Origin of the sequence: Anabaena sp. FACHB-83, from assembly GCF_014697485.1 — a bacterium.
In the GTDB taxonomy this organism is placed as follows: domain Bacteria; phylum Cyanobacteriota; class Cyanobacteriia; order Cyanobacteriales; family Nostocaceae; genus Nostoc_B.
This window is the reverse complement of the sequence record NZ_JACJRY010000005.1, coordinates 74,931-87,141: the sequence shown is the minus strand read 5'-3', so window position 1 is coordinate 87,141 and position 12,211 is coordinate 74,931. Positions and strand designations below refer to the sequence as shown.

The following is a 12,211-nucleotide window of genomic DNA, read 5'->3' as shown; positions in this document are numbered from 1 at the left end:
CACCCCTTTCTAAACTGTGAGAAGCATGGACATGACGTAACCAGTGGGGCGATCGCTACGGAAGGTAAAACCTGATAAAACCTGAAAATTTATTCATACATTCATAAATTAGGCGATCGCTAATATATGAATGATTATTCAGATAAACCTATAAAAACCATATTTCTAAAAGCAAGTAAGAAAAAAGTAAGAAATAAATTTCCTTGAGTGCTGGCGATCGCTTGTAGTAAGGGTTTTGAGTAGGTGCGACTGAGCAACAACCTTGCGCGGTCGAGGCTAATTGCTTAAAACCATAGATAAAAATACGCTTTTTACAGTTTTTTTACGGAATTTATCTATATTTAGTAATCCATAGACAATTTAGTTACTAAATTCTGATTATTTGCAAAATTGTCTATGATTGCGGAAGTATCGATAATTTTGTAAATAATTTTTGATAATTATCGAAATTCTCTATGGTGCGATCGCTTACCAGTTTGTGATGGGCATAATAGCGAAAAACCCAAAATGCAAAACACTAAGACATTTAGATGGAAGCGCGTCATACTTGTGGCAGTTATAGGTGTGCTTGCTGTATTGGCATTAAATACGGTTTACGTCCTATGGCGTAAGCGTGAAGAATGGTGTATTCGCTTTCACCCAGACGGCAAGCAGCAGGTGTTATATGGGAATGATTGCTGGAAATGAAGGGGCGATCGCTACGGACATTGACACCCTTCTTTATTTGGATCTGCTGCTTACAACTCCTACCCCAGAAAGCGCAATAATTCCCAGAACAATAAAACTACAATCTACACCCTTAACCCACCCACCTCTAGCCCAAAACAAAAGCCGTCTGTGCGGCGGCCAAGTACGTTGCTTGCTTTAGTTAGAATTAAGTTGTAGAGTTTTGGTAAAATACTTATTCTACTGAATGTAATACAGTACTAAGGTTCACATTTGCCATAACTAAATGGGAAGTAGAATATTTGATTGGGATGAAAATAAAAACTTAAGTAACATAGAAAAACATGGTTTAAACTTTAATGAAGCCTCACAAGCTTTTGATGATCCATATACAGTTACAATTCTTGACGAAAGAAAAGATTATGGTGAATCTCGCTTTTTAAATTGTGGTCAAATAACTCTACTTTCTAGCGGGCAATCTATCATTATTGTTGTTGTTTATACAGTTAGGGATGACGTATTTAGAATAATTTCGGCAAGAAAGGCTAATACAGAGGAACGGGAATGGTATGGAACAACTAAAAAGATTCGCTCACGATATGCCAGACGAAGAAAGGTATAAACTCCTTTTAGAAATGTCTGATGATGATATAGATTACTCAGATATACCACCCATAAACACCAAAAATATCACTTTATATACTATAAAAAAATCCGATTCTAGGAGAGGATTTATGACTTTTGGAGTAATTAGACAGAAACAAAATAGAAAGCTTTTAGAAAATAGAAGATACTTAAGACTCAGAAAAGGTAAATAATTTCTATTTAGTCATGGGTGTAGAAAAGTATCGCCTAATGTCGCCAGAATCGTATCATAAAGTTGGCGACATTAGGCGATATTACTATGAACAAGCAAGAGGCGGATGATTTTCTAGATGTTAGCGTTCGAGGAATTAGAGCGTTATGTCCAGCAAGGTAGAATTAGTGTTTGCTAAAAACAAAGTAAAACTAGACCTACTGCAAACTTTGACGCTACTTAACTTGAAGCATTTCAGGCAGAACTCAATCAACCCATAATAAAACCTGCTGTAGAAAACTCGCCAAAATATAGCCTAAGCAACAGTCACAGACAGCAAATCTCACTCATCCCTCTGACGAGATTTCGTAATTTGGCGAGATTGGCGTAATCGAAAAGCTTTGATCATGACACGAGAGAAGGCGATCGCTAGGCTAATGGTGCATTTGATTTCACGCACCAATCATCATGAATTGCTTTAATTCTGACTGCTAAAGGATGGTCAATCCCTTGTCCAAAACTCCGCAAGTAGTGACAAACAGCATCACCATCATCACCGCGCCAAGGTTTAGGCTCAAGTCTTGCCCTAAAAGTATTTTGAGTTTGGCAGAGACGTTGATATAGGCGATCGCATCCCATAGCTTCCATGACTGAGATAGTGTCTGGGTGTGTAGCTTCCCAAGGTCTGGTCATTTCCAATAACCTCAATCCGCTATGGGTGCGGTAACAGTGGAATTTCAGATCATAGGCTTTTGCAGTGCTGGCGATCGCTGTCAGTATTTCGCTTTCCTCTACCTTGAATTTCTCCCAAGGATAGCAAAGCGAACTTATGCCAGGGTCATCAATAGTAGGGTCAATATCAATATCCACGAACATAACGTTTAAACTGTTTAAACAGTAGACGTTATAGGCATTGATTGAGATGTAGGCGTACAACTGGCGATCGCTATCAAAAAATGAGTTAATAACTGGCTCAGAAAGTATTTGATATTCGTGTAAATCGTACCAGCTATCAGCGTTATCAATCCATTCCCAAATCTTATTAGGATATGCAGTTTCTTTTTGAAGAAAATCACTTATCTTTCTGATGTGATGTTTTTCTCTCCCAGACAAGCGATCGCCCCATACCCTGAATATTTCATCATTAGGATATTGCAAAGCTTCTACATAGTCTCTAACCTCATTCTCTGCCTGCATCCATTGTGCTGGAGAAGGCTTTACATCATTGTGCTTAATGGATTTAAGAGTAAATTCTGCTGCTAAAATTTCAGATTCTAGATGTCGATATTCTTCATTACTTAACGCCTGATTTTTGAAATCTTTAACACTGATTCCAGCACGAAAACACGGTAATGATAAGCTTAATTGATTGCGTTGATAGAGTAGGCGAGATATCTTACCTCTAGTTTCGCGCTCGATATGCTCAGAAGTTCCAGCGATTCTATTAGCCGCCCAACAGATAAGACGGTCAACAAGCAAAGGATACTTGGTCTTGATTTCGGAATAGGTCAACATATTTTTTCTGTAATACTGTGATTGGTTGATACCCTCCAGATGGAGGGTTTTTATTTTACGCTGCTGCTACTTTCTCGCTATTGTTGAGGGCTACTGCTGCCTCACTTATGAATTGTTGGATATGCTCTCTCAGTTCGCGTTCTGTCGCCTTTACGCCTAGACTTGGATAGCCCCAACTAGCCAGGGTACGACAAAAAAATTGAAGCTGGCGACGGCTACGAGCATATTCTAGAACATCTTTCGCTTGATGGATTTGTGCTACTGTAAACATCAGTTCATGCCTCTAACGGTATGGATTTATGGAGGGGCGATCGCAGAGTTTCTCAGGCCATGCGATCGCTCTTTTGTTATTGATCAGCGTGTGACCACTGGTGAAGTATTTGGGCATCTGCCGCAATCTCAGCGTCTAGGGTATCTATGCGTTTTAAAGTTGTATTTACGCTGGCGATCACTGTCTCTACTTTTTTGTTAAACTCTTGTTCTTTTTGGCGCTGTTCTTCAATCCGTTGCAGTAGTTTTTTGTAGCGGGTCATTTGTTTTATCCCCTTTTGTTGTTCTCTAATATATTAATATTACCGTGGTATTACTATGGAGTAAATAAGGGAATTATTAGTATTTACAAAGGGGTTAGACGATAAAATGAATATTTACTTATACCACGGTAATACTATGGCACTTCTTAGTATTACCCCTCCAGGGGGAGGGGGATAAGATATTTAGTTTTTGAACAGGAGATCCAATTTTTCTTGTTTCGCTGCCTCTATGCCTTTTTCTAAAATCTCTTCTGCGCTTACCTCTACCTTCTGGTTTCTGTACCATCCGCAGTAGGGTTGTATCTCAAACGGCCATCCGGCGAGGTAGAATTTCGCTTTTTCTAAAACCTCGTTCTCTGGAGTGTTTGCTGGGAGACTGAAGTGTTGAGCTTGTCCGTAGAAGGGGTGTAGCAGGGTTATTTCCCAGGTTTTAGCAAATTTGGTGATTATTGCATCACCGTGTTCTGTGGTTGTACCGCAATCCTTTAGCTTTTCACCTGTGCGTTCCAGTTCCTCGGATTCAAACTCTGCTTCTTCTTCGGCGCTAATCTCTGCCTCAATCTCTTCGTAGCGTTCTTCGCATTCTTCTTGTAATTCACTGATTGCATCGGCTAACTCTTGTAGCTCCCCTTGAAGTGCTTCGATTTCCTCAAGAGTGGTAGCGGATGCGATCGCAGACTTGATTGCTTCTAGCATCTTAAAATCTCCTATTCGGTTATCAAGGTTCTGGTTAATTTCTGTGCGGTGCTTTGTGCTGTTTCCTCACCGCTTATAGATATATAATACCACGGTATTACTATGGATGCAATAGGGGAATGATTAGTATTTGCAAAGGTTTTGAGTTTAATTGTTCAATTTAGATTTTAAAAACTTATCCATAGTAATACCCTGGTATTTCAATTTCCCCCGTGGTAATATCGGGTAAAGATTACCAAGGTAATACAATGGCAAGAGACAGAGAGACAGGTAAATTCATTCCAGAAAAAAACAGTTTTGATAAAACTCCATTCCCAATCAAGATGACCGCCGAGATGAAAGAATGGGTCAAAAATCGTGGTGGGAGTGAATTTGTGCGATCGCTAATTCAAGACGCGATGGATCAAGAATCTAGCCCAAAGCAAGCAGCCTGAGCGTAGAGACTCAGGCAGAAGATATCAAAGAAGTAGGCGATCGCCCAAATTCTGAGTTTATTCCTTGTAGCCATTGCGGTAACGCCACGGAGGAAAGCGGGGAGGATAAATCTAATTCAAAGTGGGTTTATTCTTGTAAAAAATGCAAGAAAAAAACATATATAGAGAAAGAATCGGGATATTTTCAGGTTCCCGTAAAAAATACTTCACTTAACCTTGGTAAGTGGATTTTTGAGGAATCTAGGCTTGAAATCTTCTCAAATGCACTGGCAGATAAAATCGAAAAACTGAATAAGTAGCAGGTGTCATTTTATGACACAAACAAGAATCGCACGTTAAGAAAGTATAACTGCACTATCTGGCAAGCCTAAAACAATAATGCTTGGCAATCCGCCTGAGACATCAACTTCCACTCCCACTTTTACAGCATCGATGCCAACAATTGATGCACTCCAGACTCTAGCAAGCATTATTTTAGTCCTTAGTCATTAGTCCTGCGTCCGTCTTATCATTAACAATTGGCAAATGACAAATAACACAATCACCAATGACCAATCAAGACACAATTTTTAGTAAGATTATTCGGCGCGAAATTCCGGCCAATATCGTTTACGAGGATGATTTAGCTTTAGCATTTACAGATGTTAACCCCCAAGCACCAGTTCATATCCTCGTAATTCCCAAAAAACCCCTAGCGAAATTAGCTGAGGCCGAAACGGAAGATGCAGCTTTGTTAGGACATCTGTTATTAACCGCCAAGCATGTAGCCGCCGAAGCTGGTTTAACCAATGGTTATCGCGTTGTCATCAATACCGATGCTGATGCTGGTCAAACTGTCTTCCATTTACATTTGCATATTTTAGGCGGCAGACCAATGGCTTGGCCGCCTGGTTGATGTTTTCAATTTTAATCAGGGTGTGAGGGTTTAAGGGTTTAGGGGTGTAAGGGTTTAATTCAGGGGGGTGGTAGGTGGGAGGATGGTGAAGAAATCTTTCTCCCCACACTCCCCACACCCCCCACACTCCCCACACCCCCCACACTCCTTAGCCCTTTGAAACTATCTTTTGTGGGTAAATCATCTCTGTACGTACCGTTAATCAATATCTAGTTGGTGGGAATACTAACAAAGTCCAGACAAGCTCTGCACTGCTTGTTGATGGACAGCAAAAACCAACTTGTGCTATGAGGTACGTTTAGATGGCGACATTTAAAGCCCCCATCATTCCCGGATATAACATTAGCTCACAACTATATGCTGGCTCCAGAACGATTGTATATCGAGCTATCCGCGAATCAGATCAACTCCCAGTTGTCATCAAGCTATTAACCTCAGAATATCCTACTTTTCAAGAATTACTCAAACTCCGCAATCAATACACTATTAGCAAAAATCTCAATATTTCTGGGATTATTCAGCCATTATCTTTAGAAACATATAATAACGGTTATATTTTCGTGATGGCGGATACTGGGGGAAGATCATTACGAGAATATATTCAAAGCAACACTTTATCCCTAGCAGAATTTTTGAGGATTGCTATTCAATTAAGTACTAGTCTTCATGAATTACATCAAAATCGCGTGATTCATAAAGATATTAAACCAGCAAATATTTTAATTCATCCCCAAACAAAACAAGTTCAATTAATTGATTTTAGTATTGCTTCATTACTGCCAAAAGAAACTCAAGAAATTAAAAGTCTTAATATTTTAGAAGGAACTTTAGCTTATATTTCTCCAGAACAAACAGGGAGAATGAACCGAGGTATAGACTACCGCAGTGATTATTACTCTCTGGGAGTGACATTTTATGAATTATTAACCGGAGAATTGCCATTTAATAGTGATGATCCGATGGAGTTGGTGCATTGTCATTTGGTGAAAATGCCAACTGTAATAGGGAACAGGGAAGAAATTCCGCCAGTACTGGCAGAGATTGTGTTGAAACTGATGGCGAAAAATGCCGAGGATAGATATCAAAGTGCTTTGGGATTAAAGCATGATTTAGAACTTTGTTTAACCCAACTCCAAGAGACAGGCGCAATTAGAAATTTTGAAATTGCTCAACGGGATGTGTGCGATCGCTTCCTCATCCCGGAAAAATTATATGGTAGAGAAGCGGAAGTCAGCACCTTATTACAAGCATTTGAACGTGTTGCCAGTGGCACATCAGAGATGATGCTAGTGGCGGGATTTTCTGGGATTGGCAAAACTGCTGTAGTGAATGAAGTCCACAAACCCATAACTCGTCAACAAGGTTACTTTATCAAAGGTAAATTTGACCAATTTAACCGGAATATTCCTTTCAGTGCTTTTGTCCAAGCTTTGCGTGATTTGATGGGGCAATTGTTATCAGAGTCGGATGCAAAATTGGCACAGTGGCGGAGTCAGATTTTAGAAGTTGTGGGGGAAAATGGGCAAGTTTTAATTGAGGTCATTCCCGAATTAGAGCGTGTAATTGGTAAACAATATCCTGCACCAGAATTATCGGGAACGGAGGCACAAAACCGATTTCAGTTACTGTTTCAAAAGTTTATTGCTATCTTCACCACAGCAGAGCATCCTTTAGTAATGTTTTTGGATGATTTACAGTGGGCAGATTTAGCTTCTTTGCAGTTAATTAAACTGTTGATGGAGGATGAAAATTGTCTGCTGTTGTTGGGTGCTTATCGAGATAATGAAGTTTCTGCTGCACACCCATTAATGTTGACGGTGGAGGAAATAAAGAAATCTGGTAAGACAGTTAATACTATTACCCTTACTCCTCTAGCTGCTCAAAATGTAAATCAGTTAATAGCTGATACTTTACGTTGTCCAACAGAGCGATCTCTCCCCCTCACCGAATTAATTGAGCGCAAAACCAGAGGAAACCCCTTTTTTATCACTCAGTTTCTCAAGAAACTATATGAAGATGGGGAAATTACCTTCAATCATCAGCAGGGTTATTGGGAATGTGATATTACCCAAATTCAATTGCTATCCCTAACTGATGATGTTGTGGAGTTTGTCGCCCAACAATTACAGAAATTACCTCAAACAACCCAAAATGTTTTGCAGTTAGCTGCTTGTGTTGGTAACTCTTTTGATTTAAAAACCTTAGCAATTGTTTCTCAGCAATCTGTCACCGATGCGGCGACAGCATTATGGAAAGCTTTACAAGAGGGTTTGATTTTACCCACTAGCCAAACTTATAAATTCTTTCAGATAGAGACTGAAGCACAAACTAATTCTCAGAACAATATTGATCATGATTCTGTAAATTTGACTTACCGCTTTCTGCACGATCGCATTCAACAAGCGGCTTACTCTTTAATTCCAGAAGACCAAAAACAAGTTACTCATCTGGCGATCGGTCAACTACTCTATGCTAATACACCAGAAACTCAACTAGATAGACATATATTTGAAATTGTCAATCACCTGAATCAAGGGATTGATTTAATTACTCAGCCTGATGAACAACTAAAATTAGCTCAACTGAATTTAATCGCGGGATGCAAAGCTAAAAGTGCGATCGCCTATAATGCAGCCATCAATTACTTTACCCAAGGAATTGACTTACTCCCGGCTGATCCTTGGACAACAAACTACGAATTAACTCTAAATCTGCATCACGAGCGTTTAGAAGCAGCTTGTCTAAACACAGACTTTGACAAGTTAGCAGCCTGGGGTGACATTATATTGCGATCTGCAACTTCATTGCTCGACACCATCAAAGTCTATGAAACCCGAATGATGGCTTTCCGTTCTCAAGGTAAATTTGCCGAAGTGGTAGAAACTGGGTTGCAGGTGTTGAAATTACTGGGTGTGGAATTTCCCGAACAACCGACTCAGGCAGATATTGGTACAGCAGCGCAATATACACAGCAACTATGGATAGGTAGTAAACCCTCAAGTTTGGCAGATTTGCCTACAATGAACGATCCCTATCAACTGGCAGCAATGCAAATCATGACTAAACTAGTGGCATCTGTTTTAATTGCTGCGCCTGAACTTTTACCATTACTCATCTTTAAGCAAGTTGAGATGTCTATTCAGTTTGGAAATTCCTCTATTGCCGTTTTTTCTTATGCAGACTACGGATTAATGCTCTGTGGTTTTATGGGAGATATTGATGCTGGGTATGAATTTGGACAATTATCATTAAAGTTACTAGAAAAATTCCAGATTAATGCCTTTAAAAGCCGAGCTTACTTTGTTGTCAACTGCTTTATTCGTCATTGGAAAGAACCCTTGAGTCAGTCTATCCAATTTCTGCTAGAGGGCTACCAGAGTGGGCTGGAAACCGGAGATTGGGAATGTGTAGCACTAAATATACTAACATACTTTCAGTACAGCTACTGGAGTGGTCGAGAATTAAGTGCTTTGGCTCAGGAAATGGAAGCTTATCGACAAATTATCAGCCAGGTTAAGCAAGAATCAATTTTAAAATATTATGAGTGTTACCAACAAACAATTTTAAATTTATTGGTAATATCTGAAATCCCCTATTTTTTGGCAGGTGAAGTCTTCAATACAACCCAAATTTTGCCTCATTTACAGGCTACCAATGATCGAGGGGGATTATTTCATCTTTATTTATCTCAAGCCGTTCTCTGTTATTGGTTTGGCAAATATGAACAAGCTGGGGAACAAGCAGCTATAGCACAACAATATATTCATGCTAGTGCTGGCAGTTTTATGATGGTTGTTTTGGTTTTTTATGATGCCTTAATTCATTTGTCCCAATACGAAACGGCGGATACTAAACAACAATCAAAGATTATTGAGCGGGTCAATAGTCATCAAGAAAAACTCCAAAATTGGGCAAATTTAGCTCCCTCTAATCATCAACATTACTGTCAACTTGTAGCCGCAGAAACATTGCGGGTTTTGGGTCAAAATTATGATGCAATGGCACATTATGATTCAGCTATTGCTGGTGCAAAAACCCACGGTTATTTACAAGATGAAGCACTCAGTAATGAACTGGCTGCTAAATTTTACCTGCATTGGGGCAAAGAGAAAGTGGCCTCCGGTTATATGCAGGAGGCATACTACTGTTATGCTCGTTGGGGTAGCCAAGCCAAAACTCAAGATTTAGAAAATCGCTACCCTCATTTACTGCAACCTATTCTCCAGCAGAAAATAGCATCGATGAATGTGCTGGAAACATTATCAGCACAAGTTAATCCTCTGGTTTCCGTTCATAGTTCCCAACAACCGACTCGTTCTTCTAGTACCAACATCAATACATCTCTGGATTTTGCGGCGATTATCAAAGCTTCTCAAGCTATTTCTGGCACAATTCACCTGGATGAACTGCTGCAACAACTGACTCAGATTATTTTGCACAATTCTGGTGGCGATCGCTGCGCCTTAATTTTATCTAATCATCAAGGCGAATTTTTTGTCAGAGCAATTGCGACACCAGATAACACTGAACTTCTTGACGAACCTTTAGAGGGAAACCCAAATTTACCGATCAAATTTATTCAATATGTGAAAAATACCCAAGAAATTGTGGTAGTTAATGAACTGCAAACTGATCTACCTGTCATTGATGAATATTTACTGCAACGACAACCAAAAAGTCTGTTGTGCTTACCGATTCTCAATCAAGGTAATTTAATTGGAATTTTGTATTTAAAGAATCGCTCAACCAGTAATGTGTTTACTAGCGATCGCATCTTGATTCTCAACTTTCTTTGTACCCAAGCGGCGATTTCTCTCGAAAATGCCCGACTTTATCAAGATTCTCAAATTTATGCCCATCAGTTAGAAGAATCGCTGGAAAAGTTACGCCTGAGTGAAAACCGCTTTCAGAAACTTGCAGATAATATTCCCGGATTGATTTATCAAATTCGGATTCAACCCAATGGTTTATCTTCAATATCTTATGTGAGCTATGGATGTCAAAGCCTTTACGAAGTAGCGGCTGAAGATTTAATGTCAGGAAAATATAGTCTGCGCGATTTTGAACATCCCGATGATCAAGCTGAATTGTTTCGCGCCACTATGGAGTCAGCGCAAAATCTCACTACCTTTCGACATGAATGGCGGATTATTACACCCAATGGAAATGTTAAATGGGTAAAAGCTGTTTCGAGACCAGAAATTAGCGAAGATGGGGAAATGGTGTGGGATGGGATTGTAATTGATATTAGCGAACAGCAAGCTGCACTTCGTGAACGCGAACGTGCCGAACAAGAGCAGCAACAACTACTAGCAATTGTCAATGCTACACCCGATATTGTCGGTATTGCCGATGCTAATGGCAATAATATTTACACTAATCCTGCTGGACAGAAAGTGTGGCATTTGAAAGATAGTAAGGCAGAATTTCATATTTCTAGTCTGGTGCCACCTCGACTAATACAGTATTTGCAAAATGTCATTATCCCTACCGCTATCCGTCAGGGAACTTGGAGTGGTGAGTCAGCCATCTTAGACTTACATGGTAAGGAAATTCCAGTTTCTCAGGTTGTGATTGCTCATAAAAATGCTGCCGATGAAGTTGAATATTTATCTACTATTATTCGAGATATTAGTGAACGTAAACAAGCGGAAGCTGCAATTGGGCAAAAATCGCAGGAACTCGAACAAGCTCTCAACGAACTCAAACAAACTCAGCTACAAATGGTGCAACAAGAAAAAATGTCTGCATTAGGTAACTTAGTTGCAGGTGTAGCTCATGAAATGAATAATCCTCTCAGTTTTATTTCGGCTAGTCTGCAACAAGCTCAACCCATATTTACTGATATCACCACACACCTCCAACTCTATCAACAAGCTCTCCCCAATCCTGATGCAGAAATTCTCGATCATGCCGAAGAAATTGATTTAGAGTATAGCTTAGAAGACCTACCAAAAATCCTCGATGCAATGGTTATAGCTGCTGAAAGATTGAAAAATATCAGCACCAGTTTAAGAACTTTCTCCCGTGCTGATCAAGATTATAAAGTGCTATTTAATATTAATGAAGGCATTGATAGTACAATTTTAATTCTCAAACATCGCCTGAAAGGTAATGAACAACGCCCAGAAATTATTGTGGTGACGGATTACGATAATTTACAACCAATAGCATGTTTTCCTGGACAGTTAAATCAGGTATTTATGAATATCATTGCCAATGCGATTGATGCTTTAGATGAGTCAAGTATAGGACGCAGTTTTGAGGAAATTAAACTCAATCCTTACAAGATTATTGTCAAAACAGCAATCGAAAATCAGCATGTTAAAATCTCCATTGCTGATAATGGTAAAGGCATCAGTGAAGATGTCAAATCGCGCATCTTTGACCATTTATTTACAACCAAAGCAGTAGGTAAAGGCACAGGATTAGGACTAGCGATCGCCAGACAAATTGTTGAAGAAAAACATGGCGGCAAAATTGAAGTTAATTCTGTTTTAGGAGAGGGAACAGAGTTTGTAATTTCTCTCCCCATTACAGATAACAATCATTAAGTGAGGGACAAGGTAGATAAGGCAGAGATATTCTAATACTATAGCAGTCCTAAATCATTTGTAAAATTTCTATATCTTTTTCTTCTTTCTTACATTTGCGTCCTTCTCTACGAGATGCTACG

Annotated in this window: 12 protein-coding genes; 7 read left to right on the top strand and 5 right to left on the bottom strand. The window is 39.4% G+C overall.

What is annotated here, in order from left to right; genetic code table 11:
- Positions 1 to 507: 507 nt before the first annotated feature.
- The 4 genes from H6G79_RS08250 to H6G79_RS08235 all read left to right on the top strand — a co-directional run bounded on the left by H6G79_RS08250 (position 508) and on the right by H6G79_RS08235 (position 1,484).
- Positions 508 to 687: a hypothetical protein gene (locus tag H6G79_RS08250; protein WP_190588513.1), complete on the top strand. Its 180-nt coding sequence runs from the start codon at positions 508 to 510 to the stop codon at positions 685 to 687.
- A complete protein-coding gene (locus tag H6G79_RS08245) occupies positions 665 to 868 on the top strand; it encodes a hypothetical protein (protein ID WP_190588514.1) in 204 nt (67 codons plus the stop codon). The genes H6G79_RS08250 and H6G79_RS08245 overlap by 23 nt, the downstream gene beginning before the upstream one ends.
- A gap of 84 nt (positions 869 to 952) precedes the next feature.
- A complete protein-coding gene (locus H6G79_RS08240) occupies positions 953 to 1,288 on the top strand; it encodes a BrnT family toxin (protein WP_190588515.1) in 336 nt (111 codons plus the stop codon).
- A complete protein-coding gene (locus tag H6G79_RS08235) occupies positions 1,266 to 1,484 on the top strand; it encodes a hypothetical protein (RefSeq protein WP_190588516.1) in 219 nt (72 codons plus the stop codon). The genes H6G79_RS08240 and H6G79_RS08235 overlap by 23 nt, the downstream gene beginning before the upstream one ends.
- A 407-nt stretch (positions 1,485 to 1,891) precedes the next feature.
- Here H6G79_RS08235 and H6G79_RS08230 read toward each other — a convergent pair whose 3' ends face one another.
- The 4 genes from H6G79_RS08230 to H6G79_RS08215 all read right to left on the bottom strand — a co-directional run bounded on the left by H6G79_RS08230 (position 1,892) and on the right by H6G79_RS08215 (position 4,206).
- Positions 1,892 to 2,977, bottom strand: a complete 1,086-nt coding sequence (locus H6G79_RS08230; protein WP_190588517.1) for a hypothetical protein — start codon at positions 2,975 to 2,977, stop codon at positions 1,892 to 1,894.
- A gap of 55 nt (positions 2,978 to 3,032) precedes the next feature.
- The gene (locus tag H6G79_RS08225) at positions 3,033 to 3,248 is read right to left on the bottom strand and encodes a hypothetical protein (RefSeq protein ID WP_190588518.1); all 216 of its coding nucleotides are present in this window, start codon (positions 3,246 to 3,248) and stop codon (positions 3,033 to 3,035) included.
- Positions 3,249 to 3,324: 76 nt separating this feature from the next.
- Positions 3,325 to 3,510: a hypothetical protein gene (locus H6G79_RS08220; protein WP_190588519.1), complete on the bottom strand. Its 186-nt coding sequence runs from the start codon at positions 3,508 to 3,510 to the stop codon at positions 3,325 to 3,327.
- A 183-nt stretch (positions 3,511 to 3,693) separates the two neighbouring features.
- Positions 3,694 to 4,206: a hypothetical protein gene (locus H6G79_RS08215; protein WP_190588520.1), complete on the bottom strand. Its 513-nt coding sequence runs from the start codon at positions 4,204 to 4,206 to the stop codon at positions 3,694 to 3,696.
- A 248-nt stretch (positions 4,207 to 4,454) separates the two neighbouring features.
- Between H6G79_RS08215 and H6G79_RS08210 the strand changes: the two genes are divergently transcribed.
- Positions 4,455 to 4,640 (top strand): hypothetical protein, encoded by a 186-nt coding sequence (locus H6G79_RS08210; protein WP_190588521.1) that lies wholly within the window; start codon positions 4,455 to 4,457, stop codon positions 4,638 to 4,640.
- Between the two features lie 335 nt (positions 4,641 to 4,975).
- On the opposite strand, the gene H6G79_RS37280 is transcribed toward H6G79_RS08210, so the two are convergent.
- Positions 4,976 to 5,110, bottom strand: coding sequence for a hypothetical protein (locus H6G79_RS37280; protein ID WP_277877224.1), 135 nt, complete (start codon positions 5,108 to 5,110; stop codon positions 4,976 to 4,978).
- A gap of 77 nt (positions 5,111 to 5,187) precedes the next feature.
- Between H6G79_RS37280 and H6G79_RS08205 the strand changes: the two genes are divergently transcribed.
- Both H6G79_RS08205 and H6G79_RS08200 read left to right on the top strand, forming a co-directional pair.
- On the top strand, positions 5,188 to 5,535 hold the full coding sequence (locus H6G79_RS08205; RefSeq protein WP_190588522.1) for a histidine triad nucleotide-binding protein: 348 nt from the start codon (positions 5,188 to 5,190) through the stop codon (positions 5,533 to 5,535).
- A 302-nt stretch (positions 5,536 to 5,837) separates the two neighbouring features.
- Positions 5,838 to 12,089, top strand: a complete 6,252-nt coding sequence (locus H6G79_RS08200; RefSeq protein ID WP_190588523.1) for a trifunctional serine/threonine-protein kinase/ATP-binding protein/sensor histidine kinase — start codon at positions 5,838 to 5,840, stop codon at positions 12,087 to 12,089.
- Positions 12,090 to 12,211: the final 122 nt, after the last annotated feature.